General features: G+C 71.1%; 21 protein-coding genes. 6 read left to right on the top strand and 15 right to left on the bottom strand.

Annotated features, from left to right (window positions below; all coding sequences use genetic code 11):
• The first annotated feature begins 115 nt into the window (after positions 1 to 115).
• The gene (locus Q8X39_RS09385) at positions 116 to 2,992 is read left to right on the top strand and encodes a S8 family serine peptidase (protein WP_305749409.1); all 2,877 of its coding nucleotides are present in this window, start codon (positions 116 to 118) and stop codon (positions 2,990 to 2,992) included.
• Position 2,993: 1 nt separating this feature from the next.
• On the opposite strand, the gene Q8X39_RS09380 is transcribed toward Q8X39_RS09385, so the two are convergent.
• From Q8X39_RS09380 to Q8X39_RS09360, 5 genes are all read right to left on the bottom strand, one after another.
• A complete protein-coding gene (locus tag Q8X39_RS09380; RefSeq protein WP_305749408.1) occupies positions 2,994 to 6,680 on the bottom strand; it encodes a hydantoinase B/oxoprolinase family protein in 3,687 nt (1,228 codons plus the stop codon).
• On the bottom strand, positions 6,677 to 7,666 hold the full coding sequence (acuI, locus tag Q8X39_RS09375) for an acrylyl-CoA reductase (NADPH) (RefSeq protein WP_305749407.1): 990 nt from the start codon (positions 7,664 to 7,666) through the stop codon (positions 6,677 to 6,679). Before acuI ends, Q8X39_RS09380 begins: the two co-directional genes overlap by 4 nt.
• A 138-nt stretch (positions 7,667 to 7,804) precedes the next feature.
• Positions 7,805 to 8,143 carry a hypothetical protein gene (locus Q8X39_RS09370; protein ID WP_305749406.1) on the bottom strand — a complete coding sequence of 113 codons (339 nt, stop codon included), beginning with the start codon at positions 8,141 to 8,143 and terminating at the stop codon, positions 7,805 to 7,807.
• Positions 8,144 to 8,256: 113 nt separating this feature from the next.
• The gene (locus Q8X39_RS09365; RefSeq protein ID WP_305749405.1) at positions 8,257 to 10,035 is read right to left on the bottom strand and encodes an HDOD domain-containing protein; all 1,779 of its coding nucleotides are present in this window, start codon (positions 10,033 to 10,035) and stop codon (positions 8,257 to 8,259) included.
• Positions 10,036 to 10,142: 107 nt separating this feature from the next.
• Positions 10,143 to 11,180 (bottom strand): quinone-dependent dihydroorotate dehydrogenase, encoded by a 1,038-nt coding sequence (locus Q8X39_RS09360; RefSeq protein ID WP_305749404.1) that lies wholly within the window; start codon positions 11,178 to 11,180, stop codon positions 10,143 to 10,145.
• Between the two features lie 59 nt (positions 11,181 to 11,239).
• On the opposite strand from Q8X39_RS09360, the gene rpiA reads away from it, so the two are divergent.
• Positions 11,240 to 11,902 carry a ribose-5-phosphate isomerase RpiA gene (gene rpiA / locus Q8X39_RS09355; RefSeq protein ID WP_305749403.1) on the top strand — a complete coding sequence of 221 codons (663 nt, stop codon included), beginning with the start codon at positions 11,240 to 11,242 and terminating at the stop codon, positions 11,900 to 11,902.
• Between the two features lie 90 nt (positions 11,903 to 11,992).
• On the opposite strand, the gene Q8X39_RS09350 is transcribed toward rpiA, so the two are convergent.
• Genes Q8X39_RS09350 through Q8X39_RS09340 form a run of 3 tightly spaced genes read right to left on the bottom strand, consistent with a single transcriptional unit; the run spans position 11,993 to position 14,166 of the window.
• Complete coding sequence (locus tag Q8X39_RS09350) at positions 11,993 to 12,790, bottom strand: BPSS1780 family membrane protein (RefSeq protein WP_305749402.1); 798 nt, start codon at positions 12,788 to 12,790, stop codon at positions 11,993 to 11,995.
• A gap of 25 nt (positions 12,791 to 12,815) precedes the next feature.
• Positions 12,816 to 13,820 (bottom strand): homoserine kinase, encoded by a 1,005-nt coding sequence (locus Q8X39_RS09345; RefSeq protein WP_305749401.1) that lies wholly within the window; start codon positions 13,818 to 13,820, stop codon positions 12,816 to 12,818.
• 7 nt (positions 13,821 to 13,827) lie between these two features.
• Complete coding sequence (locus Q8X39_RS09340; protein ID WP_305749400.1) at positions 13,828 to 14,166, bottom strand: hypothetical protein; 339 nt, start codon at positions 14,164 to 14,166, stop codon at positions 13,828 to 13,830.
• A gap of 91 nt (positions 14,167 to 14,257) precedes the next feature.
• Between Q8X39_RS09340 and polA the strand changes: the two genes are divergently transcribed.
• A complete protein-coding gene (gene polA, locus Q8X39_RS09335) occupies positions 14,258 to 17,083 on the top strand; it encodes a DNA polymerase I (protein ID WP_305749399.1) in 2,826 nt (941 codons plus the stop codon).
• Positions 17,084 to 17,205: 122 nt separating this feature from the next.
• Here polA and Q8X39_RS09330 read toward each other — a convergent pair whose 3' ends face one another.
• Positions 17,206 to 18,201 carry a catalase family peroxidase gene (locus tag Q8X39_RS09330; RefSeq protein WP_305749398.1) on the bottom strand — a complete coding sequence of 332 codons (996 nt, stop codon included), beginning with the start codon at positions 18,199 to 18,201 and terminating at the stop codon, positions 17,206 to 17,208.
• A 237-nt stretch (positions 18,202 to 18,438) separates the two neighbouring features.
• Here Q8X39_RS09330 and Q8X39_RS09325 point away from each other — a divergent pair, with 237 nt between their 5' ends.
• Genes Q8X39_RS09325 through Q8X39_RS09315 form a run of 3 tightly spaced genes read left to right on the top strand, consistent with a single transcriptional unit; the run spans position 18,439 to position 21,036 of the window.
• Positions 18,439 to 18,990 carry a HugZ family pyridoxamine 5'-phosphate oxidase gene (locus Q8X39_RS09325; protein ID WP_305749397.1) on the top strand — a complete coding sequence of 184 codons (552 nt, stop codon included), beginning with the start codon at positions 18,439 to 18,441 and terminating at the stop codon, positions 18,988 to 18,990.
• A gap of 59 nt (positions 18,991 to 19,049) precedes the next feature.
• A complete protein-coding gene (locus Q8X39_RS09320; RefSeq protein ID WP_305749396.1) occupies positions 19,050 to 20,048 on the top strand; it encodes a Gfo/Idh/MocA family protein in 999 nt (332 codons plus the stop codon).
• Positions 20,049 to 20,079: 31 nt separating this feature from the next.
• Positions 20,080 to 21,036, top strand: a complete 957-nt coding sequence (locus tag Q8X39_RS09315; RefSeq protein WP_305749395.1) for an NAD-dependent epimerase/dehydratase family protein — start codon at positions 20,080 to 20,082, stop codon at positions 21,034 to 21,036.
• Positions 21,037 to 21,076: 40 nt separating this feature from the next.
• On the opposite strand, the gene Q8X39_RS09310 is transcribed toward Q8X39_RS09315, so the two are convergent.
• The 6 genes from Q8X39_RS09310 to ureE form a co-directional block, all read right to left on the bottom strand.
• On the bottom strand, positions 21,077 to 21,844 hold the full coding sequence (locus Q8X39_RS09310; protein ID WP_305749394.1) for a ParA family protein: 768 nt from the start codon (positions 21,842 to 21,844) through the stop codon (positions 21,077 to 21,079).
• 285 nt (positions 21,845 to 22,129) lie between these two features.
• Entirely contained in the window at positions 22,130 to 22,750 is a 621-nt protein-coding gene (locus Q8X39_RS09305; RefSeq protein WP_305749393.1) for a LysE family translocator, read from the bottom strand.
• On the bottom strand, positions 22,747 to 23,487 hold the full coding sequence (locus Q8X39_RS09300; protein WP_305749392.1) for a HalD/BesD family halogenase: 741 nt from the start codon (positions 23,485 to 23,487) through the stop codon (positions 22,747 to 22,749). The genes Q8X39_RS09305 and Q8X39_RS09300 overlap by 4 nt, the downstream gene beginning before the upstream one ends.
• A 205-nt stretch (positions 23,488 to 23,692) precedes the next feature.
• Positions 23,693 to 24,952, bottom strand: a complete 1,260-nt coding sequence (locus tag Q8X39_RS09295) for an MFS transporter (RefSeq protein ID WP_305749391.1) — start codon at positions 24,950 to 24,952, stop codon at positions 23,693 to 23,695.
• Positions 24,949 to 25,704, bottom strand: a complete 756-nt coding sequence (locus tag Q8X39_RS09290) for an urease accessory protein UreF (RefSeq protein WP_305749390.1) — start codon at positions 25,702 to 25,704, stop codon at positions 24,949 to 24,951. The genes Q8X39_RS09295 and Q8X39_RS09290 overlap by 4 nt, the downstream gene beginning before the upstream one ends.
• Entirely contained in the window at positions 25,701 to 26,375 is a 675-nt protein-coding gene (ureE, locus tag Q8X39_RS09285) for an urease accessory protein UreE (protein ID WP_305749389.1), read from the bottom strand. Before ureE ends, Q8X39_RS09290 begins: the two co-directional genes overlap by 4 nt.
• Positions 26,376 to 26,457 lie beyond the last annotated feature (82 nt).

The following is a 26,457-nucleotide window of genomic DNA, read 5'->3' as shown; positions in this document are numbered from 1 at the left end:
CACCGCCCACCGCCCACCGCCCACCGCTCATCACCCACCCTGTGGATGCCCGGTGGGCGAGGTTCATGCAGGCTGGCTAGCATGGTCCGACCCAAGTCAAGCGAAACGCCGGACCATGACGCCTCGTCCTTCCAATCTCCCCACGTCGCGCGGTGCGCGGCGGGCCTGCGGCTTCCGGGGCGTGCGCGCCGAACGGTGGTTGGCGAGCCTCGCGCTGCTGCTGGCTGCCTGCGGTGGTGGAGGGGGAGGAGGGGGCGGAGGGGGCGGGGGCGACACGCCGGCGCCGACGACCTACACCCTGTCCGGGCAGGTCAACCTGGCCCCCAATGCGGTGGTCGATACCGACACCAACGACCCGAACCAGGCGCCCTACATCGTCAACGACACGATCGCGACGGCGCAGAACGTGACCGCGCCGCTGCTGCTGGTCGGCACGGTCAACGTGGTGGGCACGGGGCCGGCGGGCAACAACTTCGGGCCCGGCGATGCGGACGACTGGCTGCGGGTCGACCTGGTGGCCGACCAGGTGATCGAACTCGAATCCGCGGCCGATCCGCTCAGCGCCGACCTGGACCTCTACGTGGTGTCGGCCGACAACACCCTGCGCGGCGGTTCGAACGGCACCACCACACGCCATGAGTGCGTGCGGGTGACGGCGGCGGGCAGCTACGTCGTCAACGTCAACGCGTACTCGGGTGCGGCGATCTACAACCTGCGCATCGGCGCGCCGGACACGGCCTCGACCTGCGCGGAGTCCACCACCACCACCCCGGTGCTGTCCGGCCAGCTGGTGGCCCAGCCCAAGGCGAGCGGCACGCGCCAGGGCCTGGCCGACCGCCCGCTGGCCGACCACCTGCTGGCGACGCTGAAGACGCGGCTGGCCGCGACCGGCATCCAGGGCCTGCCCACGCTGGGTGCGCCGGGCGCCCGCCATCCGCACCTGCTGCGGCTGCCCGCCACGCCCGAAGGCCGCCGCCTGGCCCGCCAGGCGCTGCAGGGCCAGGCCGTCGGCCAGGCTGTCCCGGGGCGACTGGCGGCCCTCGGCACCGCCACCAGCACCACCACGGCCACCACCACCGCCACCGACAGCCCGGCCCAGCGCTGGATCGACACGCTCCAGCTCGCCAAGGCGCTGCAGGCCACGGGCGCCTACGACTACGTGCAGCCCAACCACCTCCATGCGCGCCTGCAGGTGCCTCAGCTGGTCGGGACCTTTCCGCCGAACGACCGCAGCTACGCCTACCAGCGCTGGCACTACGAGCAGATCAACCTGCCGGCGGCCATGGCGCGCATCGCGGGCCTCGCGACCCAGCCGACGGCGCGGCCCATCGTCGCGGTGATCGACGACGGCGTGGTGCTGAACCACCCGGACCTCGCGCCGCAGCTGGTGTCCAGCGGCCGGGCCTTCATCTCGAACGTGACGCCCGGCGACGGCAACCTGCCCAGTGGCGACAACACCGCGACGCAGGCCGACCAGCCGGTCTTCCACGGCACCCACGTCGCCGGCACGGTGGCGGCTGCGACCTTCAACGCCATCGGCGGCGCGGGCGTCGCGCCGATGGCGCAGATCCTGCCGCTGCGGGTGTTTCCTCCCTCTGGCGGCGCCACGACGGTCGACATCGTCAACGCCATGCGCTACGCCGCCGGCCTGGGCAACAACGCCGGCGTGCTGCCGGCGCGCCGGGCCGACGTGATCAACATGAGCCTGGGCAGCGACGGCGCCTGCGAGCCGGCCTTTGGCGATGCCATCGCGGCGGTGCGCGCGGCCGGCGTCGCCGTGGTCGTGGCGGCCGGCAACTCGGCCGGTCCGGTCGGCTCGCCGGCCAACTGCCCCGGCGCGATCGCGGTCAGCGCGCTCGATGCAGCGGCGCAGCGCGCGCCCTATTCCAACTTCGGCGAGACGGTCGCCCTGGCCGCGCCCGGCGGCGACACGCGCCGTTCGACCACCGGCACCGGCGTGGCCGATGCGGTCTACAGCGACGTGGCGACCTTCGATGCCGCTGGCAACCGCCTGGCGACCTTCGGCGGCATGCAGGGCACCTCGATGGCCGCACCGCATGTGGCCGGGGTGCTGGCGCTGATGCGCTACGTCCACCCGGGATTGACGGTCGGGCAGATCGACGCGCTGCTGACCGCCGGCTCGATCAGCGATGACCTGGGCGTCGCCTTCCGCGATCCGATCTATGGCCACGGGCTGATCAATGCCCGCAAGGCGGTCGATGCCGCGCTCGCGCTGGCCGGTGGCGCGGCCGCGCCGGAAGGCATCGTGGTCGCCTCGCCGTCGCAGGTCGACCTGGGTGGGCTGTCCGTGAGCGCGACGATCGACCTCGGCGTGACGTCCGCGACGTCCGAACGGGTCGTCTCCGTCACCAGCGACAACGCCGCCGTCACGGTGCAGGCCCCGGTGTCGTCGGGCACCGGCCTGGGCCGCTACACGGTGCAGGTGAACCGCAGCGTGCAGCTGGGGGTCGGCACCCGGTACGCCAGCCTGACCTTCACGATGTCGACCGCCCGCACGCTGACGGTGCCGGTGACCTGGCGCAAGTTCGCCGCCGGTGACAGCGCAGCCGGGGACCTCGGCCCGATCTACGTCCTGCTGATCAACCCCGACACCGGCACCACCCTCGATGCCGTGCGGGCCGATCGTGGCGCGGACGGCCTGCTGCGCTGGCAGTACCCCGGCTTCAGCGGCGGCCGGGTGTCGATCGTGGCCGGCAGCGACCTCGACAACGACGACTTCATCTGCCAGCGCGGCGAGGCCTGCGGGGCCTACCCGCTGCTGTCGGCCAATGCGGCGCTGGACGTGATCGACGTGCGCGGCAACCGCAGCGACCTGGACCTGCAGGTGGCGCCGCTGTCGGGCATCGCGATCCAGTCGGCCGGTGCGGATGCCACCAACCCCAAGTCCTCCATGCCTTCCACGGGCAACGGCCGTGGCGGCTGGTCGCGGCCCCCGGCGCAGCAGGTCAAGGGCGCCTTCGGACCGCGCTGAGTCAGGCCGGCGGCGGACCCCAGCCGCCGCCGCCGGGTGTCTCCAGCACCAGCCGGTCGCCGGGCCGCACGTCGACCTGGCCGATGTGGCCGAGCACCTCGATGCGGCCATCGGTGCGCACCACGTGGTTGCGGCCAGGCTCACCGGCTGAGCCACCCTGCAGGCCGAAGGCCGGGTGGACACGGCCATTGGCCAGCACCGACAGCGTCATCGGCGCGTCGAAGCGGATCACGCGGGTCGCGCCGTCGCCACCGCGCCAGCGCCCGGCGCCGCCCGAGCCGGCGCGGATCTCGAAGCGTTCAAGCCGCACCGGGTAGCGCCACTCCAGCACCTCCGGATCGGTCAGGCGCGAGTTGGTCATGTGGGTCTGGACCACGTCGCAGCCGTCGAAACCGGCCTCGTCCGGCCAGGGCGGCGTGGCCAGGTCCTGGCCCAGGCGCACCCCGGCGCCGGAGCCGCCGGCCACGGTCTCGTAGTACTGCACCCGGTCGTTGCCGAAGGTGATGTTGTTCATCGTCGGCTGGGCGCTGGCCTGCAGGCCGAGCGCGCCGTAGAGCGCATGCGTGACGGCGGTGGAGGTCTCGACGTTGCCGGCCACGACGGCGGCCGGCGGCTGCGGGTCGAGCAGGCAACCGGGCGGCAGCGCCAGCTGCAGCGGCCGCAGGCAGCCGGCGTTCAGCGGGATGTCGTCGTCGACCAGGGTGCGGAAGACGTAGAGCAGCGCCGACAGCGTGACCGCCCGGGGCGCATTGAAGTTGTTGTCCTGCTGGGCCGAGGTGCCGCTGAAGTCGATCCGCGCCCGGCCTTCGGCGCGGTCCAGCGTGATCGCCACGGCAATGACCGCACCGTTGTCCAGCCGGACCTCGAAGCGTCCGCCCTCGGGTGCCAGCGCCGGATCGAGCCGGCGGATGGCCTGCCGCACGCAGGCCTCGGCATGGTCCTGCACATGGCCCATGTAGGCCTGCACGGTGGCCAGGCCGACCTGCCGGACCAGCGCGTGCAGCTCCTGCACGCCGCGCGCGTTGGCCGCGACCTGGGCGCGCAGGTCGGCCAGGTTCTGCGACGGGTTGCGGGCCGGGTGCGGACCGCTGGCCAGTACCGCGCGCAGGGCGTCCTCCTGCAGCTCGCCGCGCGCGACGAGGCGGAAGTTGTCGATGCGCACGCCCTCGTCGTCGATGCGGCGCGAGAACGGCGGCATCGAACCCGGCGTGATGCCGCCGATGTCGGCATGGTGGCCGCGCGAGGCGACGAAGAAGCGCGCATCGGCGGTGCGCCGCGTGGCCGGGTCGGCGTCCTCGTCGAACACCGGCGTCACCACCGTCACGTCCGGCAGGTGGGTGCCGCCGTGGTACGGGTCGTTGAGCATGACCACGTCGCCGGGTCGCAGGTCGGGGTTGTGCGCGATGACGTGGCGCACCGAATCGCTCATCGCGCCCAGGTGCACGGGGATGTGCGGCGCGTTGGCGATCAGCGCGCCGGTGCCGTCGAACAGCGCGCAGGAGAAGTCCAGCCGCTCCTTGATGTTCACGGACGTGGCGGTGTTCTGCAGCCGCAGCCCCATCTGCTCGGCGATGGCCATGAAGCGCTGGTTGAAGATCTCCAGCCGGACCGGATCGGCCCGCGTGTCGTCGGCCGGCACGGCGGCCTGCAGCGGCACGACGCGGCGCAGCACCAGGTGGTCCTGGCCGGTCAGCTCGGCCTGCCAGCCGGGCTCGACCACGGTGGTCGCGTGGTGCTCGGCGATCACCGCCGGGCCGTCGATGCGGGCACCGCGCGGCAGGGCCTCGCGCCGGTACAGGCCGGCATCGTCGTGCCAGCGGCCGGCGGCATGCAGGCGGATGCGCGCGTGCGGCGCGGGTTGCTGCGGCGTCGCCGGCTGCATCGGCTCGTCCACCGGCTCGGCCCGGGCCCGGGCCTCGACCGAGACCGACTCGATGACGCGCTCGCGGCCCGGCATCAGGAAGGCATAGCGCTGGCGATAGGCGGTCTCGAAGGTGGCCTCGACCGCGGCCAGCGGCCCGACCGGCACGGCCAGCGTCGTGTCGGTGCCCTCGTAGCGCAGGTGCAGCTGCGCGGCCTGGCCGATCGCGGCGGGGTCGACGTGCTGGGCGACCAGCCCGGCGCGGGCCGCATCGGCCAGCCGTGCCGCCAGGTCCCGCGCCGCCGCCAGGCCGGCCTCGTCCAGCCGGGTCTCCAGCGCGGCCTGCCGGTTTGCCGACTGGTCGGCCAGGCCCATGCCGTAGGCCGACAGCACGCCGGCCAGCGGGTGGATCAGCACGGTCGACATGCCCAGCGCGTCGGCGACCGCGCAGGCATGCTGGCCGCCGGCACCGCCGAAGCATTGCAGCGTGTAGCCGCTCACGTCATGGCCGCGCGCGACCGAGATCTTCTTGACCGCATGTGCCATGTGCGCCACCGCGATGGCCAGGCAGCCTTCGGCGAGGGCCTCGGGCGTGACCGGCTGGCCGGTCGAGGCGGCGACCGTTGCGGCCAGCGCGTTGAAACGCGCGTGCACGATGTCGCGGTCCAGCTGCTGGCGGCCGTCCGTGCCGAACACGGCGGGCAGGTGAGCGGGCTGCAGGCGGCCGAGCAGCACGTTGGCATCGGTGATCGCCAGCGGACCGCCGCGGCCGTAGCTGGCCGGGCCCGGATGCGCGCCCGCCGAGGCCGGCCCGACCCGCAGCCGCGCGCCGTCGTAGCCGATCACCGAGCCGCCGCCGGCCGCGACGGTGTGGATGCTGAGCATCGGCGCGCGGATGCGCACGCCGGCCACCTCGGTGTCGAAGACGCGCTCGTGTTCGCCGGCGAAGTGCGACACGTCGGTCGAGGTGCCGCCCATGTCGAAGCCGATCACGCGGGCATGGCCGCCGGCCTGGGCGGTGCGCACCATGCCGACGATGCCGCCGGCCGGGCCGGACAGCACCGCGTCCTTGCCGGCGACGTGGACGGCCTCGGCCAGGCCGCCGGAGGACTGCATCACCAGCAGCGGCACGCCCGGCATCTGCGCCGCGACCCGGTCGACGTAGCGCCGCAGCACCGGCGACAGGTAGGCGTCGACCACGGTGGTGTCGCCGCGCGGCACCAGCTTCATCAGGGGGCTGACCCGGTGCGAGACCGAGACCTGCGTGTAGCCCAGCCCGGTGGCGATCTCCGCCGCCCGGGCCTCGTGCTGCGGATGGCGCCAGCCGTGCAGGAAGACGATGGCGCAGGCCCGCAGCCCGGCGGCGTGGTGGCGGGCCAGGCCCTCGCGCAGGGTGGCCTCGTCCAGCGGCGTGATGACACAGCCGTCCGCGCCCAGCCGTTCGTCGGCTTCCAGCACGGCGGCGGCGAGCGGCTCGGCCCGCACGATCTGGCGTGCGAACAGCTTCGGCCGGTGCTGCGTGCCGATGCGCAGCGCGTCGCGGAAGCCGGCGGTGATCACCAGCAGCGTCGGCTCGCCGCGCCGCTCCAGCAGCGCGTTGGTGGCCACCGTGGTGCCCATCTTCACGACCGCGACGCACTCGGGCGTGATGGCCTCCTGCGGCGCCAGGCCGATCAGCCGCCGGATGCCCTCGACCGCCGCGTCCTCGTACTGGCCGGGCGCTTCCGACAGCAGCTTGACGGTGTGCAGGCTGCCGTCCGGGGCCCGCCCGACGACATCGGTGAAGGTGCCGCCGCGGTCGATCCAGACCTGCCAGCGCGGGCTCACCGCTTCACGTCGACGACGGTCCGGCCGCGCACCTTGCCGTCGATCACGTTGGGCGCGAAGGCGATGGCCTCGCTCAACGCGATCTCCTGGGTCATGCGCTCGAGCTTCTCGCGCGAGACATGGTCGGCCAGCAGCTGCCAGGCGCGGGCGCGCTCGTCGTTGGGCGTCAGCACGCTGTTGATGCCGTAGAGCGTCACGCCGCGCAGGATGAAGGGCATCACGGTCGACGGGAAGTCGCCGCCCTGGGCCAGGCCGCAGGCCGCGACCGCGCCGTGGAAGCGAGTCTGCGCGCAGGCGTTGGCCAGCGTGTGGCTGCCGACCGTGTCGACCACGCCGGCCCAGCGTTCGGTCTGCAGCGGCTTGCCGGCGGCGCTCAGGCTGTGGCGGTCAAGGATGTCGGCCGCGCCCAGCTCGACCAGGTAGTCGCGTTCCTGCGGCCGGCCGGTCGAGGCGATGACGCGGTAGCCCAGGCTGCCCAGCAGCGCGATGGCGATCGAGCCGACGCCGCCGGCCGAGCCGGTCACCAGCACCTCGCCGTCGCCCGGCTTCAGGCCGTGCTTGTCGCGCAGCGCCATCACGCACAGCGCGGCGGTGAAGCCGGCCGTGCCCAGCGACATCGCTTCGCGTGTGCTCATCGAGGCGGGCAGTTCCAGCGCCCAGCCGGCGTCGACGCGGGCCTGTTCGGCCAGGCCGCCCCAGTAGGACTCGCCCAGGCCCCAGCCGGTCACGACGACGCGCTGTCCGGCGCGCCACTGCGGGCTGCGGCTGGCGGTGACGGTGCCGGCCAGGTCGATGCCGGGCACCAGCGGCCACTGGCGCACGACGGCACCGCGCCCGGTCAGCGCCAGGCCGTCCTTGAAGTTGAGGGTGGACCACTCGACGGCAATCGTCACGTCGCGGTCGGGCAGCTGGCTCTCGTCCAGCTCTTGCAGCTGGGCCAGCGTGGACTTGTCTTCGGCTCGTTGCAGCAGGATGGCGCGGAACATCGTGGGTGTCTCCTCGGGTCGTCGGAGCAACGATGCTACGGGCCCCGCCGCCCGGCTGCAGACGCCTGTGTGACGGCGTCGCGCCCGCGAGGGAAAGTCAGTGCGGGGTCAGCTCGGCGGAACAAGCGTCCGGCCGGGTCACAGCTCGCGGGCGTTGCCCTCGATGACGCCGGCATCGGCGCCGTGACCGCTGCGTCGCCAGCCCGGCATCGGGCCGGACGGACCGGACGGGCCGGTGCGGTTGCCCGAAAAACCGCCACCACCGAAGCCACCACCACCGAAGCCACCACCGTGACGACGCATGTGACGCAGCGGCCCCATGAAGATGGTCGGCCACTGCGGGCGACGGCCGCGCACCAGGCACCACAGCGCGTAACCCAGCGCCAGCATCACGCCGGCAAGGGCCAGGCTGGCCATGAAGACCGTGGCCGCCAGGACCAGGACGAGTCGGAACAGGAAGCGCATCAGGGTGGGCATGGTGGGTCCGGGAGTCATTCCAGATTAGCGCAAAACCAGCAGCTTCAAGTCATGCAGGTGACTCATCGCTGTGACAGTGTGAACCTTCGTTCATCGCTTGTGGCCGACCTGGGTCAAGCCGCCGCGCCGCGCATGCGCATGGCCATGATCAGCTGGTTGCGCATCGCCTTGAGCTGGGTCAGTTCGGCATCGCCGACCTGCAGGGTGTGCGGCCGGGCGCGGTCGCCGTAGATCAGGCCCAGCGGCTTGTCGCCCAGCTTGAGCGGCAGCAGCAGGAAGGTCGGTGCCTGCACCTGGCGGGCGAACCAGGCCGGCAGGCGCTGTGCGATCACCGGGTCGCCGGCGTCGGAGATCAGCGTGTCGGCGTTCTTCGCGCAGAGCAGGCCGAACAGGCAGTTCGGCGGGTTCAGCGCGATGCGGAACTGCGGCGCCAGCGCGCTCGCCCGGTCGCCCAGGCCGATGCGCCCGACCAGGTCGCCACTGGCCGGCTCGCGCAGGCAGACCACGATGCGCTGGAGCTGCAGCGCCTGCTGGACCTGCGTCATCAGCGCCTGCAGCACAGCGGCCAGCGGCGCATCCGACATGGCCAGCTCGCTGACCGCCTCCAGTGCCCGGCCGAGGGCCTGGCCGACCGCAGCGGGCACGGCCACCTTGGGCGGTGCCGGTCGTGGCGCCGGGGCACCGGCCGCACCGGCCGCGGCACTGGCCGTGGCCCTGGGCTTGATCAGTTCCGGCCCGTTGCCGGTGCTGCCGGGCTTGGCCGTCGTCTTCATGGCCGGGCCCTTGCCGCCCTTGGCGGGTGCCGCATTCGGCAGCTGCAGGCCCAGCAACGTGGCCATCTCGATCCATTCGCTGCGGGCGCGTTCGACCATGCCGCCGAGCATCGCCTCGTCCAGCCCGAGCGGCACGCCCCAGGCAGGCAGGAAGCCGGCCAGGCAGGCGGCGATCTCGTCGGGGTCGTGCAGCGCTTCCAGCTTCGCGGCCAGCAGGTTGGCGGCGGTGCAGGCCACGCGCAGGCGCTCGTCGCTGCCAGCCGGCAGTTCCGGGTCGCGCGGATGCAGCCGGCGCAGCGCCAGCTGCAGGTCTTCCGGCCAGCCCCACTGGCGGGCGACCTCCACGCCCAGGTCCTCGTAGCCGATGCCCAGCACCTCCCGGGCGGTCTGCTGCACGGTGGCGTGCAGCGGGTCCGGATGGGCGTCCAGCGCAGCGCCGGTCGCGCCGGCCTCGGCTTCCTCGGCGGCGGCGGCCGCGCGCAGCTCGACCAGCTTGGCCTCGATCTCGGTCGCCTCGTCCTTGAAGTGCATCCAGCCCAGCATCGTGCCGAGGTTCTGGAACAGCGCGCTCAGGTAGGCCAGCTCCTGGTGCTTGAAGCCGGGGCACATCTCGCTGGCCAGCATGCCCGCCAGCAGCGCACGCCGGAACTCGGCCTGCACACGCGCGCCATCGGGGCCCTTGGGCAGCTTCTCGAACAGGGCCAGCGAGGCCGCCAGCATGCCGATCGACTGGAAGCCCATCAGCGCGATCGCCCGCTTGATGCTGGTGATGCTGCCGCCGCCGACGGAGCTGTAGAACGCCGTGTTGATCAGCCGCAGCAGCTTGTTGGTCAGGCCGACGTCGCCCAGCACCTCGTCGCTGAGGGCGCGCAGGTGCGCGGTGTCGGAGCGCGAGATCTTCTGGATGCCGCGGATCGAGTCCTTCAGCGCCGGGAAGTCGGCGGTCTTCTGCATGCGCTGCATCAGCCGCGCGAGCTGCGCCTCGCGCTCGGCTGCCTCCAGCGCGGCGGCCTCGGCGGCCGGATCGACCGGCGGCGCAGCCGGCAGCCCGTCGACCGCCACAGGAACGGCATCGGTCGGCTCGACGGGATCAGGCGACGGGGCGGCGAGGGCACTCATGGCGCCCGATTCTGGGAACTGCGCCGCGCGGCAAGGTCCGGAATAGCGGGCCGAAGCCGGCCCAGTCCGCCGGCTTGCCCAGGAAAGCCTGAGCGGGTCTGAGGAGGTCAGCCCTTCATCGCCCGCGCACAGGCCGGCACCAGTGCCGGGCCGCGGTAGATCAGGCCGGTGTAGACCTGCACGAGGTCGGCACCGGCGGCGCGCTTGGCGCGGGCGTCGGCACCGCAGAGCACGCCGCCCACGCCGATGATCGGGTAGGCGCTGCCGAGCGCGGCGCGCAGCTGGGCGATGACGCGGTTGCTGGCCTCGAAGACCGGCGCGCCCGACAGGCCGCCGGCCTCGTCGGCATGCGGCAGGCCGGCGACGGCCTCGCGCGCCAGCGTGGTGTTGGTGGCGATGACGCCGTCGATGCCGTTGGCGCGCAGCGTCGCGGCGATCACGCCGACCTGGGCCTCATCGAGGTCGGGCGCGATCTTCACGAACATCGGCACGTGGCGGCCATGTTCGGTGGCCAGCTGCTGGCGGCGCGCCTGCAGGGCGCCGAGCAGCGCGTCGAGCGCCTCGTCGCTCTGCAGCGCACGCAGGTTCTTGGTGTTCGGGCTGGAGATGTTGACCGTCACGTAGTCGGCATGCGGGTAGACGCCGGCCAGCGCGGCCAGGTAGTCGTCGGCCGCGCGCTCGATCGGCGTGGCGGCGTTCTTGCCGATGTTCAGGCCGACCAGGCCGCCGGCGCGGCGGAAGGAGGTGGCACGCTGCACGTTGGCCAGGAAGCTGGCCAGGCCCTCGTTGTTGAAGCCCAGGCGGTTGATCAGCGCGTTCTTCGCCGGCAGGCGGAACATGCGCGGCTTCGGGTTGCCGGGCTGGCCCAGCGGGGTCACGGTGCCGACCTCGATGAAGCCGAAGCCCATCGCGCCGAGGCCGTCGATGCAGCGGCCGTTCTTGTCCAGGCCGGCGGCCAGGCCGATGCGGTTGGGGAAGCGCAGGCCGGCGATCGTCACCGGATCGGCGACGCGCGGCTGCGCCCAGAGGCATTGCAGCGGCGTGTTCTGGAGCTTCGCCAGCGCGTCCAGCGTGAGTTCGTGGGCCGCTTCCGGATCGAGTCCGAACAGGAAGGGGCGGGTGAGTGCGTAGGGGACCAGGGCCATAATTTCGGATTCTCCCTGAAGCCTTCCCGACCTTCGCCATGACGACTCCCGCCGCCCCGATGACGCAAGACCAACTCAAGGCCCTCGTCGGCCAGGCCGCCCTGGCCTACGTGCCCGAGGGCGCGATCGTCGGCGTGGGCACCGGCTCGACCGTCAACTGCTTCATCGACGCGCTCGGCGCCATCCGCGATCGCATCCGCGGCGCGGTCTCCAGCTCGATGCGCAGCACCGAGCGGCTGCAGGCGCTCGGCATCCGGGTCTTCGAGGCCTCCGAGGTCGACCGCATCCCCGTCTACATCGACGGCGCCGACGAGATCGACCACGCCGGAAACATGATCAAGGGCGGCGGCGCCGCGCTGACGCGCGAGAAGATCGTCGCCGACCTGGCCGAGCGCTTCATCTGCATCGCCGACGCCAGCAAGCGGGTCGAGGTGATGGGCGCCTTCCCGCTGCCGGTCGAGGTCATCCCGATGGCGGCCGCCCAGATTGCCCGCCGCTTCAACGCCATGCCCGGCGTGCAGGCCACGATCCGTGTGGGCGTGACGACCGACAACGGCAACCCGATCCTGGACGTGCGCGGCCTGAAGATCACCGACCCGCTGGCGATGGAGACCGAGGTCAACCAGTGGCCCGGCGTCGTCTGCGTGGGCATCTTCGCGCGCCACAAGGCGGCGGTCTGCCTGCTGGGGACGGCCGAGGGCGTGAAGACGCTGACGTTCTGAGGCGGCCCTGAGAAGGACCGCCGGGTGCGCTGAACGCGGATCGGGGTCGGCGCGCGTGGGCACCACCCCGTCGGACACAGGGTGTCCGACCTACCGGGGGGTCGTGTCGGTGGGGGTCGCCTCGTCGTCGCCGAGATCGATGCACCCATGCACCGAGGCATGCAACGAGGCGTAGAAGCCCGCCGACATGACCATCGCCAGCGGCACCGCGATCAGCAGCACCAGCTGCGGGTTGCCGAGCAGGGCGAGCACGCCGACCATCAGCGCCGAGATGGCCAGCCACGACGCACCGTAGACCGCGAAGGCACCGGCGTTGCGCAGCGTCGCCAGCGCGCTGCCGAAGATCGCCTTGCCCAGGCCCATGCCGTCGCGGTGCACCAGCACCGGCGCGTGCCAGAAGACCAGCGCGATCGGCACCACGATCACCTGACGCCACAGCATGCCCAGCTGCAGCGCTTCCATCGCGCGGCCCTGGGCCTCTTCGGACGAGGCATCGCTGAGGTCCTGCCAGGCCTGGCCGAAGGACGGGTCCAGCAGGTCGACCAGCGCCAGCAGCAGCAGGATGCACAGGCCGTGGGCCAGGCCGACCTTGAGCAGCGTGATGCGGTTCGGGCCGGCCTGCAGCAGCGGCGCGAACAGCAGGCCGGGCGTGGCCTTGGCGTCGTGGCGGCGCATCTGCTCGACGGCATGGACCCAGCCGGCGGTCATGGCCGGCAGCAGGGTCGTGACCAGCACCGCGCCGATCACCGGCAGGCGCGAGATCAGGGCCAGGCTGAACAGCATCACGCCGAACAGGCCCGTCAGGTGCAGCGGCTGGCGCTTGAGCCAGCGCAGGCCGTCCAGGGTCCAGGCCAGCCCGTCGCGGGCGCGGGCATTGCGCAGTTTCATGGGATGGGGTGGCGCGAAGGCCGTCTCAGTCGGGGCGGCCGTCGCTGCGCAGCCAGTGCCACGGGTTGTCGACCCGTTCACGCAGCACGCGCTCGAAGTGGCTCGGGTCGTGCGCCTTCAGCATCGAGGCCTCGCGCGGCAGGTGGAAGTCCCACAGCCGGGAGGTCCAGAAGCGCAGCGCGCCGGCCCGCAGCATCGCGGGCAGCAGGCGGATCTCGTCGTGCGACAGCGCGCGTTCGCGGTCGTAGGCGCTGACGAAGGCGTCGGCGCGGACCTCGTCGAGGCGGCCGGTGTCCAGTGCGATGCACCAGTCGTTGAGGCACACCGCCAGGTCGAACAGCCAGGTGTCGACGCCGGCGAAGTAGAAGTCGAAGAAACCGGTGAGCTTCTCGTGGCCGGGCAGGCCGTCGAACATGACGTTGTCGCGGAACAGGTCGGCATGCACCGGCCCGCGCGGCAGCGCGGCATGGGCGGGGCTGTGCGCCAGGTCGGTCTGGAAGGCCAGTTCCTGCTCGATCAGCGCGCGCTGCGGCGCGGTCATGAAGGGCAGCACCACCGGCACCGTTTCCTGCCACCAGGGCAGGCCGCGCAGGTTGGGCTGGTGCATCGGGAAGTCGCGCCCGGCCAGGTGCATGCGCGCCAGCATCTGCCCGACCTGCTGGCAATGCCAGACCGAGGGCGCGAGCTGGTGGCCGCCGGAAAGCTTGTCGACCACCGCCGCCGGCTTGCCGCACAGCGTGTGCAGGATCTCGCCGGCCGCATCGGCCTGCGGGTCCGGCACGGGGATGCCGTGCTGCGCCAGATGCTTCATCAGGTGCAGGTAGAAGGGCAGCTGATCGGCGGTCAGGCGCTCGAACAGCGTCAGCACCCACTGCTGCGGCCCGCGTCCGTCGCCGCGGTCGGTGGTCAGGAAGTAGTTGGTGTTCTCGATGCCGGAGGTGATCCCGCGAAGTTCGATCACCTCGCCCAGGCCCAGGCGGGCACTCAGCTGGCCGGCGTCGCCGGCCGTCACGTCGGTGAAGACTGCCATCGCCGCCTCAGAAGGACATGACCGACCACATGCGCTGGCCGACCACGCCACGCGTGAGCGTGTCGGAGGGGTCGCGGCCACCGCTGGCGGACATGATCTCGTAGCCCTTGCGGACCAGGCCGCGCGGCTGCACATGGATGCTGCGGACCTCGCCGCGCACGTGCTCTTCCTCGATCCGCGTGGCGTTGCCGCCCTCGTCGATGACGACCCGTTCGACGCGGGGTTCGGGGCGTGCGGCAGGCGCGTCGGCGGCGTCGGAACGCAGTGCGGCGTTCTGGGCCGCGACCGGCTGCAGCACGGCGCAGAGCGCCAGGGCAGCGAGGGCGGAGGCAGGGCGGGATGACATGCGCGGGATTCTAGGCGGGGCCTGTCACCGGGCCTGTCACCGGGCCTGTCCACCGGGCCGACCCCGCGAAGTCCCGAAGCACAATGTCCGGATGAGCCAGACCCCGGACGACAACACCCCCGCCGCCGCCGCGCCGGCGCAGCGCCCGCTGCTGCTGCTGATCGACGGATCCAGCTACCTCTACCGCGCCTACCACGCGATGCCCGACCTGCGCGGCCCCGAGGGCCAGCCGACCGGTGCGGTGCATGGCCTGGTGGCGATGCTGACCCAGCTGCGCGGCCAGTTCCCGGCCGCCCACGCCGCCTGCGTCTTCGATGCCAAGGGCCCGACCTTCCGCGACGACTGGTATCCCGCGTACAAGGCCCAGCGCGCGCCCATGCCGGACGACCTGCGGGCCCAGATCGAGCCCATCCACGAGGTCGTGCGCCTGCTCGGCTGGCCGGTGCTGGAGGTACCCGGCATCGAGGCCGACGACGCCATCGGCACGCTCGCCCGGGTGGCCGAGGCCAGCGGCCACCGGGTGCTGATCTCCACCGGCGACAAGGACCTCGCCCAGCTGGTCACGCCGCACGTCACGCTGATCAACACGATGAGCCGCGAGTCGCTCGACGTCGACGGCGTCATGGCCAAGTTCGGCGTGCCGCCCGATCGCATCGTCGACTACCTGACGCTGATGGGCGACACCGTCGACAACGTGCCCGGCGTGGAGAAGGTCGGCCCCAAGACCGCCGCCAAGTGGATCGCCGAACACGGCTCGCTCGACGGCGTGGTGGCCGCCGCCGCGTCGATCAAGGGCGTTGCCGGCGAGAACCTGCGCAAGGCGCTGGACTGGCTGCCGACCGGGCGCCGGCTGGTCACCGTCAAGTGCGACTGCGACCTCAGCGGCCACGTCGCCGGCTGGCCCGAGGTCGAAGGACTGGCGATGCGCGAGATCGACCGAGAGGGCCTGCTGGCCTTCTACACGCGCCACGGCTTCAAGACCTGGCGGCGCGACCTGGAGTCGCAGCTCGGCCAGCCGGCCGGGGCTGCCATGCCGGCCGCCTTGACGTCCGCCGTGACGTCCGACGATCTGGCCCCCACCGCGGCGCCCGCCGCTGCCGCCGCGCCGGTCGAACGCCGCTACGACTGCCTCACCACGCTGGACGCGCTCGACGCCTGGATCGCCCGCCTGCGCGCCGCGCCGCTGTCGGCGCTGGACACCGAGACCGACTCGCTCGACGCGATGCGCGCCCGCATCGTCGGCATCAGCTTCGCGGTCCAGCCCGACGAGGCGGCCTACGTGCCGATCGGCCACGACTACCCCGGCGCGCCCGAGCAGCTGGCGCTCGACGAGGTGCTGGCGCGGCTGCGGCCCTGGCTGGAGGACCCGGCGGCGCACAAGGTCGGCCAGAACATCAAGTACGACCGCCACGTCTTCGCCAACCACGGCGTCACCGTGCGCGGCCTCGTGCACGACACCCTGCTGCAAAGCTACGTCCTCGAAGCCCACAAGCCGCACGGCCTGGCCAGCCTGGCCGAGCGCCACCTCGGCCGCAGCGGCATCGCCTACGAGGACCTGTGCGGCAAGGGCGCCAGCCAGATCCCCTTCAGCCATGTCGCGGTCGACCAGGCGACCACCTATTCCGGCGAGGACAGCGAGATGACGCTGCAGGTCCACCAGACCCTGTGGCCGCAGCTGCAGGCCGAGCCGAAGCTGCGCGCGCTGTACGAAGGCATCGAGATGCCGGCCTGCGAGGTGCTGGCCCGCATCGAGCGCACCGGCGTGCGCATCGACGCCGGCGTGCTGGCACGCCAGAGCCAGCAGCTGGCCCAGCGCATGCTCACGCTGGAGCAGGAGGCCCACGCCATCGCCGGCCAGCCCTTCAACATGGGCAGCCCGAAGCAGATCGGCGAGATCCTGTTCGTCAAGCTGGGCCTGCCGGTCCGCAAGAAGACCGCCACCGGCGCGCCCAGCACCGACGAGGACGTGCTGCAGGAACTGGCGGCCGACTACCCGCTGCCGGCCCGCATCCTCGAACACCGCAGCCTGGCCAAGCTCAAGGGCACCTACACCGACAAGCTGCCGCAGATGGTCAACCCGTCCACCGGCCGCGTCCACACGAACTACGCGCAGGCGGTGGCGATCACCGGCCGGCTGTCCAGCAATGACCCCAACCTGCAGAACATCCCCATCCGCACGGCCGAGGGCCGGCGCGTGCGCGAGGCCTTCGTGCCGCCGGAGGGCTGGCACATCGTCAGCGCCGACTACTCGCAGATCGAGCTGCGCCTGATGGCCCACATCAGCGGCGATGCCAACCTGCTCAAGGCCTTTGCCGACGGGCTGGACGTGCACCGCGCCACCGCCGCCGAGGTCTTCGGCATCGCGGTCGACCAGGTCACGTCCGAGCAGCGCCGCTATGCCAAGACCATCAACTTCGGCCTGATCTACGGCATGGGCGCCTTCGGCCTGGCGCAGAGCCTGGGCATCGAGCAGAAGGCCGCGCGCGACTACATCGACCGTTACTTCGCCCGCTACCCGGACGTGCGCCGCTACATGGACGACACCAAGGCCTCGGCCAAGGCGCTGGGCTATGTCGAGACCCTCTACGGCCGGCGCATCTACCTGCCCGAGATCAACGGCGGCAACGGCCCGCGCAAGGCCGGGGCCGAGCGCCAGGCGATCAACGCGCCGATGCAGGGCACGGCGGCCGACCTCATCAAGCTGGCGATGGTCGCGGTGCAGGACACGCTGGACCGCGAAGGCCGCAGCAGCCGGATGATCATGCAGGTGCACGACGAACTCGTCCTGGAGGTGCCGGACGCCGAGCTGGCCTGGGCCCGCGAAGCGCTGCCGCGGCTGATGGCCGGCGTGGCCGCGCTGCGCGTGCCGCTGGTCGCCGAGGTCGGCGTCGGCGACAACTGGGACCAGGCGCACTGAGCCCTCGCCCGGTCGTCCAGTCGTCCAGTCGTCCGGTCGTCCGGTCGGCGTCCAGCATGACAAAAGGGCCCCGCAGGGCCCTTTGTCGTGGTTCGCTGACCCGTGTGGGCGTCAGCCGGCGCTCACTGCTTGGCGCCTTCGCCCAGGCGGCGGCCCAGCGAGACCGCATAAGGCGCCGCCCGCGCCGCCAGCATCGGGTCGGCCGAAGGCTCGACGCCCTTGGGCAGCACCATTGGGTTGAAGGTGATGGCCAGGCAGTCGCCGCCCGCGTCGGCGGCCACCGAGGTCACCTTCAGCTGGCCCAGCGTGACCTTGCGGCGGCCCTCCGGCAGCGGCACGGTGGCGCTGTCCAGACGGTCGCCGGGCTGGGCCAGTTCCAGGTTGAACCGGAAGGCGACCTGGCCGGCGGCGACCCGCGCGCGCAGGTCGTCGAACAGGAAGCTCGCGCCCTTGGCCTTGGCCTCGTCGTCGCTCAGGCCCTGCACGCCGCCGACCGGCTCGAAGACCCACTTGCCGAACTGCCGCTCGCCCTTGGCGTTGACGAAGCCGAAGGCATGCACGCCCCAGTAGTTGATGCTCGCGTAGCTGGCCGGCACCGGCTGGCTGGCGAAGTAGCGGCCTTGCAGCAGCACCTCGGGGTTGGCGTCGGCAAAGGCCTTGACCTTGGCCGGATCGGCCGCCTTGGTGGCCGGGTCCGGACGCAGCGACTCGACGCGGCCGAGCATCTGCTCGGGCGACGACGCACCGAAGATCGGCGCGTTGATGTTGCCCATCTGCCAGGTCTCGCCGCCCGGCAGGTTGAACTGCAGCGCCAGGTTGCGCTGGCCCTTGCCGTTGTCGGCCGCCTTCGGGTTAGCCCCGCCGACCGAGAAGCGCACGATCACCGGCACCGGCTGGCCGCTGAAGGCCGAGCTGCTCGACAGCGCGCGGCCGTCGGCGCTGCCGACGAACTCGCCGGTCGCGCAGATGCCCTTGGCGCCCGAGCGGCGGTAGCCCTCGAACTTGCCGTTGGTGGCCTCGAAGGCATCCACCAGCTGCACGGGGCTGACCTGGGCGGCGGCGCCGAGGCTGATCAGGCTGGCGGCAGCGGCCAGGGCGGAAAGGGCGATGTGTCGCATGTCGGAAGTCCTCGGAGGGTCAAGGCCACGGTGGCCAGGGATGGCGGGGGCTGGAGAATCGGCACGCAGCGCCGTGCGCGGATGGCGTCGTCGCGCCGACAAGGCTGTGTCGGGCTCGGGCAGGCGTTCTTACGACCGCACCTCGCCGCCCGCGACGCTACCTACGCAGGCGCGGCCGGATCGGATGCAGCCGTCATGCCCCTGCCGGCGCAGCGTGTTTCACCCAGGGAGTTGCCCATGTCCGAACCCACCCCGCCGTCCCACCTGTCGCGCCTGGACCAGCAGGTGCTGCTGCTGCTGGCCGAGCGTGCGGTCGGCGCGCTCGGCACGCTGGAAGACGACGGCTCACCGGCCGTGTCGATGGTGCCCTTCGCGGTCGATGGCGCGGCCGGCGAGCTGATCCTGCACGTCAGCGCCCTGTCGGCCCACACCCGCCAGATGCAGCAAGACGACCGCGTCAGCCTGCTGGTGACCGCCGCCGACGATGCGGCCGATCTGCCGCAGGCCCTGCCGCGCGTCACCGTGCAGGCCCGGGCCCGCTTCGAGGCAGCCGGCAGCGAAGCGGCCGCGCGTTGCCAGGCGCTCTACCTGGCACGGCACCCGGCCGCCGAGCTGATGACGCAGCTGCCCGATTTCGCCTTCGTCCGCCTGCGCCCGACCGCGGTGCGCCACATCGCCGGCTTCGGGGCCGCGCGGTCGGTGGACCCGGCCGTGTTTGCCGGTCTGCTGGCCGCCGTTGCGGTGCGGCCGGTCGGTGTGCCGGCCGCCGACACGCCCAGGGCCGACTGAGCCACACTGCGCAGCGCCGAAACCGGCCAAGACCCACCATCACCCGCGAGGAGACCGCCATGAAACCCGTCGTCTGGGGCGTGCTCAGCACCGCCAAGATCGGCCTGACCAAGGTCCTGCCCGGCATGCTCAAGAGCAGCCAGCTGGAGATCCGCGCGCTCGCGTCGCGCAACCTGGCCGCGGCACAGGCCGCCGCCGCGCCGCTGGGCATCCCGGTGGCCTACGGCAGCTACGAGGAACTGCTGGCCGATCCGGCCATCGAGGCGGTCTACAACCCGCTGCCCAACCACCTGCACGTGCCGCTGACGCTGGCCGCCGCGCGGGCCGGCAAGCACGTGCTGTGCGAGAAGCCGATCGCGCTGAACGCCGACGAGGCCGCGCAGCTGCGCGAGGTCGCCGGCCAGGTCCACATCATGGAAGCCTTCATGGTGCGCTTCCACCCGCAGTGGATCCGCGCCCGCGAGCTGGTGCGCAGCGGCCGCATCGGCCGGCTGGTCGGCATCCAGGTCTGGTTCTCCTACTTCAACAACGACCCGGCCAACATCCGCAACATGGCCGGCATCGGCGGCGGTGCGCTCTACGACATCGGCTGCTACCCGGTGGTCGCCGGCCGCTGGTTCTTCGAGGGCGAACCGCTGCGCGTGGTCTCGCTGGCCGACCGCGATCCGGCCTTCGGCACCGACCGCCTGTTCAGCGCGCTGCTGGACTTCGGCGCCGGCCGCCAGCTGAACTTCAGCGTCGCGATGCAGACGGTGCCCTACCAGCGCATCCAGCTGATCGGCGAGCACGGCCGCATCGAGATCGTCATCCCGTTCAATGCCCCGCAGGGCGCGACCACGCAGGTCCGGCTGGACGACGGCCGCGCGCTCGACGGCGCCGGCATCAACACCCAGACCGTCGCCGAGAGCGACCAGTACCAGCTGCAGGGCGAGGCCTTCTCGGCGGCGGTGCGCGGCGACATCCCGCTGCCCTACGGCGTCGAGGACGCGGTGCAGAACATGCGCATCATCGACGCGCTCTACGCCAGCGAGCGGCAGGGCGGCTGGATCAGCCTGTGAGCCACCCCGGCATCGCCTGACCGCCTGAACCATGAAGATCCTCGTCACCGGCAGCGCCGGACACCTGGGTGAAGCGCTGATGCGGACCTTGCGGGCCGAAGGCGTCGCGGTCGTCGGCATCGACCGCCTGCCCTCGCCCTGGACCGACCGGGTCGGCGACATCGCCGATCCGGCCTTCGTGCGCGAGGCGATGGCCGGCGTCGGCCAGGTGCTGCACACCGCCACGCTGCACAAGCCGCATGTCGAGACCCATGCGCGCCAGGCCTTCATCGACACCAACGTCACCGGCACGCTGAACCTGCTGGAGGCGGCGGCCGCGTGCGGTGTCACCGGCTTCGTCTTCACCAGCACCACCAGCGCCTTCGGTGCCGCGCTGCGGCCGCCGGCTGGCGCGCCGGCGGTCTGGGTGGACGAGACGCTGACGCCGGTCGTGCGCAACATCTACGGCCTCACCAAGACGGCGGCCGAGGACCTGTGCGAGCTGATGCACCAGCTGACCCGCCTGCCGGTGATCGTGCTGCGCACCAGCCGCTTCTTCCCCGAGGACGACGACGACCCGGCCGCACGCGAACGGCGCTCGCGCGACAACCTGCAGGCCAACGAGCTGCTGTACCGCCGCGTCGACATCGAGGACGTGGTGGAAGCCCACCGCGTCGCGCTGCGCGAGGCCGGCCGCATCGGCTTTGGCCGCTACATCGTCAGTGCGACCACGCCGTTCACGCGCGAGGACTGTGCCGCGCTCGGCCGCGACGCCGCCGCCGTGCTGCGCCAGCGCGTGCCGGGCTGGCAGGCGGTCTATGCCCGCCAGGGCTGGACGCCGCCCGACACGCTGGACCGCGTGTACGACAACCGCGCCGCGCGCGAGGCACTGGGCTGGCAGCCCCGGGTCGACTTCGCCGCCGCGCTGGCCCGGCTCGACGCCACCGGCGACCTGCGCAGCCCGCTGGCCCGCGTCATCGGCCAGAAGGGCTATCACCGCAGGGCTTGATGGCCGCGGGGCCTGATGCCCGCGCGTCGTCCGTGACGGGTCAGCCCTTCAGGCCGTCGTGCAGCGCGACGTATTCCTGCGTGAGCTTGTGGCGCGCGTCGAGGTGGATCATGGGCCGCGACAGCTCGTGCGATTCCTTGATCTTGACGGAGGCCGACAGGTAGGGCTGCAGGACCGGCAGGCCCTCGTCGATCAGCTCCTGCACGACCTTCTGCGGCAGGCTGGCGCGCGGCTGGAACTGGTTGACCACGATGCCCTCGACCTGCAGGCCGGGGTTGTGGTCGGCCTGGATCTCCTTGACGTTGTCCAGCAGCGCATAGAGCGCGCGGCGCGAGAAGTCGTCGCAGTCGAACGGGATCAGGCAGCGCTGCGCGGCGATCAGCGCACTGCGCGTGTAGAAGTTCAGCGCCGGCGGCGTGTCGATGTAGATGCGGTCGTAGTCGGCCGCCAGCGCATCGAGTGCATCGCGCAGCTTGTAGATCTTGTAGCGCGACTCCAGCTTGCCGTGCAGTTCCTCCAGCGCCGGGCTGGACGGCATCAGGTGCAGGTGCTCGAAGGGCGTCTCGTAGATGTACTCGGCCGACTTCTTCGGGTCGAAGGCGAAGCTCAGCGTCTGGGTGAAGAACTCGGCCACCGAGGTCTCCAGCGCATCCGCCCCGTCGCCCAGCAGATAGCGCGTGGTGTTGCCCTGCGCATCGAGATCGAGCACGAGGGTGCGCAGGCCCTGGCTGGCGCTGATGGCGGCCAGGTTGCTGGTGATCGTGGACTTGCCCACGCCACCCTTCTGGTTGAACACGACACGGCGCATCGGAGGTCTTTCGGTCGGGAGGAGATCGGGAGGGCCCTCCGCTCGCGACAGCTCACGAACCGGCGGGGCCGGCTGGGATTGTGCCGTGTCTGCTGCGCTGCAACATCAACACTGGCTTCGCCGTGCCGACGTTTCGGCAGGAACCGCTTTCCCGTGTTCCCTGTGGACGATGCGGGTCGACGTGAACCTCGAGCGTGACCGCCGTGTCGCCGACGCGCCCAACCTCCGCAGGTGAAGGATTGAGCGCCTCACGCGTCAGCGTGATCCCGATGATGCTGAATCAGGCTAGAACTGTTCGTAAACGGTACTGACGGCCAACCCGATCAGTGTCCATCCACACAAAAGGTTGAGCCAGTGGGCCACGGCGGTCGGCAAAGTCCTGTGCATCGCATGGATCAATCCCGCACAAACGAAACACCACAGCAGCGACGACGTCATGAAACCTGCAAAGAATACGCTGTAGTGCGCTGTGGTCGGTTGATTGACACCCAGTGTGCCGAGTACACCACCAAGGGCAGCCCAATAGAAGACGTTTGCGGGATTCGTCAGCGAGAGACTGGCGCCGGCAAAGAGGGCGCCTTGGTTTCCTGCAGGCTCGCCCGTGCCGTCCATCGTCTCAGTGCGGTTCGGGGTGCTCATCAGTGTGGTTGCACCCAGCCACGCCAGATAGGCTGCACCGCAGATCGTGAGCGGCATCCGTATGGTTGGCCACTGAAACAGTACGCCTGCACCCGCCAACCCGAGTACCGCCCAGGTTGCGTCACCCACCAGCGATCCGAATTGGACCTTCAGGGCCGCGTCGTAACCGCCCGAAAGGCCGCGCTTGAGGGACTCGGCAAACACGGCACCCGGCGACGCATTGAAGATCAAGCCAAGAAGGAAGGCAGAGATGAACAAGGTCATCATGAGAACAGTTCCTCCATCGTCGAGTGATCGACCACACGATCGACTTCATCTGCTGCGGCCCAAACCATGTTGACGACGACTCGCTTCGCACCGTCGTTGATTTCGCTGACGCGATGCATGCTTGTATCTGTCCTGATGATGTATGCGTCGCCGGGCTCAAGCCGGAACGAATGTATGACCGAATCGAAAAGCACGTCTTCGACGCTTGGACGTTGGCGGTTCCAGCGGGAATTGGGGACGACTTGCACGTAGCCGCCGTTTTCCTTTTCCGGGACTTCGACTGCGAAAACGATTCCGTACTTGTAGTCATCCCAGTGCCAGCCATGGGTGTTCCCGGATTTGAACAGGGCGTTGATGATGAATTCTTCAGGTTTGTAGGGGCATGGCATGAATTGGCATCCCGCGATCTCCTCGAACAAGTGCTTCATTGCTTCTGACTTGTAGAGTGCGGGAATAATCTTGCCATTGGTTGAGATGTCTTGTTGTCTGACATTCACCATGCGTCTCGGCGTGTTTGCCGTTTGCTTCATCAGGAAGTCTCGTTCAATCCCATGTGATCCCAAAAGCCTGTGGCATTCTTCGCGTAGGGCCTGCAGCAGTTCTTTTTCGATTAATCCGGGTAGGTGCGCAAATCCACGCTCCTTGAGTGAATACTTGAGCTTTTCAGTATTGCTGGGAGGTTTATATTGATTGGCGGCATGATTGATTTGATTGTCGATGCTGCTGATTGTGTTCATTTGCTTATCCCTGGTTTGAATGCGCTCGATTGATAGTTCCCTCATTGCCTCATGAGGCACGAGAGTTGTTCAAGCTTAGTCAAACATCAAACATAGGGTAATTACTTATACAGGTAGAACTTCGACTTGAAAGCGTTGCATCTGCGGGACTGTCCGCGCGTGCAGGGGTGCCAAGGGTGAACCTCGGGCCGAAGTCGATCCAGAGCTACCCGCCCCGCCGCTCCAGCGCCCCGCGCCGCCACAGTTCCGGGAACAGCCGCGTCCACAGCCCCGCCACCGCCAGCACGCCGAAGCCGCCCAGCAGCACCGAGCCGACCGGGCCGAGGGCGGCGGCGGTGGCGCCGGACTCGAACTCGCCGAGCTGGTTGCTTGCGCCGATGAAGACCGAGTTGACCGCGCTGACCCGGCCGCGCATCGCGTCGGGGGTCTCCAGCTGCACCAGCGTCTGGCGCACCACGACGCTGATCATGTCGGCCGCGCCGGACAAGGCCAGCACCGCCAGCGACAGCCAGAACACCGTCGACAGCGCGAAGCCGACCATGCACAGGCCATAGAAGGCCACCGCGCCGAACAGCACCGGGCCGGCATGCTGCAGGCTGGGGCGGCGGGCCAGCCAGATCGACATCGACAGCGCGCCGACCGCCGGGGCGGCGCGCAGCAGGCCCAGGCCCCAGGGGCCGACGTGCAGGATGTCCTTGGCGTAGATCGGCAGCAGCGCGGTCGCGCCGCCCAGCAGCACCGCGAACAGGTCCAGCGAGATGGCGCCCAGCAGCACCGGCTGGCCGCGCAGGTAGTGCACACCGGCCCAGACGGCCGACCAGCCCTTGTTGTCGGGATCGGGCCGTGGCCGGGCATGCACGACGCCCAGCGCGCAGCCGAAGGCGATCACCAGCAGGCCCGCGCAGACGCCGTGCACGACGGCCGGCCCGAAGGCATAGAGCAGCCCGCCGAGTGCCGGACCGCCGATCACCGCGATCTGCATGCCGCTGGAACTCAGCGCCACCGCGCGGGCCAGCATGTCGCCTGGCACCAGCAGGGCCGGCAGCGCCTGCGTGGCGGGGGTCTGGAAGGCGCGGGCGACGCCCAGCAGCACCGACAGGGCCAGCACCGCATCGCGCCCCAGCCAGCCGCCGAAGGCACCGAGCTGGCCGCCGGCCAGGCTGCCCATCACCAGCGCCAGCGCGATCAGCGCCTGCATCACCGTGGTCGCCTGCAGGATGCGCGAGCGCCGGTGCCGGTCGGCCATGGCGCCGGCCGGCAGCGTGAAGACCAGTGCCGGCGCGAACTGGGCCAGGCCGACCAGGCCGAGGTCCCAGGCGCTGCCGGTCAGCTCGTACATCTGCCAGCCCAGCGCAACCATGGCCATCTGGCTGGCGGTCTGGGTCGTGACGCGCGTCAGCCAGAAGCGGCGGTAGGGCCGGATCGCCCACAGCGCGGCGAGGCCGCCAGGTGCCGCGTCGTTCACGAGCGGAACAGGCGCGAGTACTGTGCCTCGTGCCGCGCCGACAGGATGGCCAGCATCGGTGTGTGCGCCTGGCGGGTCGTGTCGTCCAGCGTCATCGCCTGTTCGACGGCGGCGGGCAGGGCCTCGACCAGCGCGGCCAGGATGCGCTGGCCGGCGCTCTGGCCCAGCGGCACCGCCTTCAGTGCGGCCTGCACCATGTTCTCGGCCCAGCCGAAGCCGTGCGCCAGCAGCGCCTGCTGCAAGGGCGCGCCGCTGCGGGCCAGCGCCAGCGCGTGGGCGACCGGCCAGGTCGGTGCCGGCTTGAGCGCACCGAGCTGCGCGATGCGCGCGTCGGCATCCACGACCGCCCCGTGTTCATCGGCCTTGCCGGCCTGCTGGATGCGCAGCCACTCGTGCAGCGAGCGGCCCATCTGCTCGGTCTGCTGGCGCAGTTCCAGGGTCTCGCGGGTGGTCCGCACCCAGGTGTTCAGGGCCTCGATGCGGGCGAGGTCAGCGCGGCGATCGTTGCCGGGCTCGACATCGTCGACGCCACCGCGCCAGGCCCGGATCGCCTCGGCCACGACCGGCAGGTCCGAGCGGGCCAGCGCGAGCCGCAGCTGGTCGACCAGCCAGCGCCGCGCGCCGGCCTCGTCACGCACCTGGCCGCCGTCGACGGCCGCCTCCAGACCCTCCGAGTAGCTGAAGCCGCCGACCGGCAGCACCGGCGAGGCCAGCCAGATCAGCTTGAGCAGCGCATCGGGCGTCGGGCTCATGCGTGCTTGTGTCCGTGGTCATGACCGTGGTCGTGCCCGTGGTCATGACCGCAACCGGGACCGTGCACGTGCGGCGTGGCAGCAGCCTGCACCGGGATGCCCAGCGGCTTGCCACGGGCCGGCGCGGCAGCCGGGGCGTGGTCATGGCCGTGATCGTGGTCGTGTGCATCACTGTGTGAATGGCCGTGTGCCTGACCGTGTGCATGACCGTGCCCCCCCGCCGCATAGGCACCGCCCTCGGGCTCGAAGGCGCTGGCCTCGCTCGTGACGATCAGGTGCATCTGCCGCAGCATGTCGGCCAGCACGTGGTCGGGTTCGAGCTTGAGGTGATCGGGCTGCAGCGCCAGCTGCACGTGCCGGTTGCCCAGGTGGTAGGCCGCGCGCAGCAGGTCGAAGGGGCTGCCGTGCTGGGCGCAGGCACGCACGACCAGCACGTCCTGCGGTGCGGCGATCACGCGCACCAGGCTGCCGTCCTCGACCACCAGCACGTCGCCACCGCGCACCACCTGGCCGCGCGGCAGGAAGACGCCGATGTGGCGGCCGCCGCTGTCATGGGCGTCGAAACGGCTCTTCTGGCGCGTGTCCCAGTCCAGCTCGACGCTGGCGGCGCGCTTGAGCAGCACGTTGGCAAGGCCGCGGCCCTGGGGAATCAGCTTGTTGACGGTGAGCATGACGGCAGGCGGCGGGGCAAGGCGCCGCAGTTCGGGGAAACCGAAATTCTCCCGCAGGATGCATGCCTGCGCCCGGCCGGTG

The sequence above is a fragment of the Leptothrix discophora genome, assembly GCF_030705305.1.
GTDB lineage: Bacteria > Pseudomonadota > Gammaproteobacteria > Burkholderiales > Burkholderiaceae_C > Sphaerotilus > Sphaerotilus discophorus.
Note: the sequence above shows the minus strand (reverse complement) of the source record. Positions and strands in the feature narration are given on the sequence as shown.

What these genes read in the sequence shown, in the direction of transcription:
- rpiA (WP_305749403.1), top strand. Translation starts at nt 11,240, where the DNA reads ATGACGCAAGACCAACTCAAGGCCCTCGTCGGCCAGGCCGCCCTGGCC.
- Q8X39_RS09345 (WP_305749401.1), bottom strand. Translation starts at nt 13,820, where the DNA reads ATGGCAGTCTTCACCGACGTGACGGCCGGCGACGCCGGCCAGCTGAGT.
- Q8X39_RS09350 (WP_305749402.1), bottom strand. Translation starts at nt 12,790, where the DNA reads ATGAAACTGCGCAATGCCCGCGCCCGCGACGGGCTGGCCTGGACCCTG.
- Q8X39_RS09320 (WP_305749396.1), top strand. Translation starts at nt 19,050, where the DNA reads ATGAAACCCGTCGTCTGGGGCGTGCTCAGCACCGCCAAGATCGGCCTG.
- Q8X39_RS09315 (WP_305749395.1), top strand. Translation starts at nt 20,080, where the DNA reads ATGAAGATCCTCGTCACCGGCAGCGCCGGACACCTGGGTGAAGCGCTG.
- Q8X39_RS09340 (WP_305749400.1), bottom strand. Translation starts at nt 14,166, where the DNA reads ATGTCATCCCGCCCTGCCTCCGCCCTCGCTGCCCTGGCGCTCTGCGCC.
- Q8X39_RS09310 (WP_305749394.1), bottom strand. Translation starts at nt 21,844, where the DNA reads ATGCGCCGTGTCGTGTTCAACCAGAAGGGTGGCGTGGGCAAGTCCACG.
- Q8X39_RS09330 (WP_305749398.1), bottom strand. Translation starts at nt 18,201, where the DNA reads ATGCGACACATCGCCCTTTCCGCCCTGGCCGCTGCCGCCAGCCTGATC.
- Q8X39_RS09305 (WP_305749393.1), bottom strand. Translation starts at nt 22,750, where the DNA reads ATGATGACCTTGTTCATCTCTGCCTTCCTTCTTGGCTTGATCTTCAAT.
- Q8X39_RS09360 (WP_305749404.1), bottom strand. Translation starts at nt 11,180, where the DNA reads ATGGCCCTGGTCCCCTACGCACTCACCCGCCCCTTCCTGTTCGGACTC.
- Q8X39_RS09385 (WP_305749409.1), top strand. Translation starts at nt 116, where the DNA reads ATGACGCCTCGTCCTTCCAATCTCCCCACGTCGCGCGGTGCGCGGCGG.
- Q8X39_RS09370 (WP_305749406.1), bottom strand. Translation starts at nt 8,143, where the DNA reads ATGCCCACCCTGATGCGCTTCCTGTTCCGACTCGTCCTGGTCCTGGCG.
- Q8X39_RS09300 (WP_305749392.1), bottom strand. Translation starts at nt 23,487, where the DNA reads ATGAACACAATCAGCAGCATCGACAATCAAATCAATCATGCCGCCAAT.
- acuI (WP_305749407.1), bottom strand. Translation starts at nt 7,666, where the DNA reads ATGTTCCGCGCCATCCTGCTGCAACGAGCCGAAGACAAGTCCACGCTG.
- ureE (WP_305749389.1), bottom strand. Translation starts at nt 26,375, where the DNA reads ATGCTCACCGTCAACAAGCTGATTCCCCAGGGCCGCGGCCTTGCCAAC.
- Q8X39_RS09325 (WP_305749397.1), top strand. Translation starts at nt 18,439, where the DNA reads ATGTCCGAACCCACCCCGCCGTCCCACCTGTCGCGCCTGGACCAGCAG.
- Q8X39_RS09290 (WP_305749390.1), bottom strand. Translation starts at nt 25,704, where the DNA reads ATGAGCCCGACGCCCGATGCGCTGCTCAAGCTGATCTGGCTGGCCTCG.
- Q8X39_RS09365 (WP_305749405.1), bottom strand. Translation starts at nt 10,035, where the DNA reads ATGAGTGCCCTCGCCGCCCCGTCGCCTGATCCCGTCGAGCCGACCGAT.
- polA (WP_305749399.1), top strand. Translation starts at nt 14,258, where the DNA reads ATGAGCCAGACCCCGGACGACAACACCCCCGCCGCCGCCGCGCCGGCG.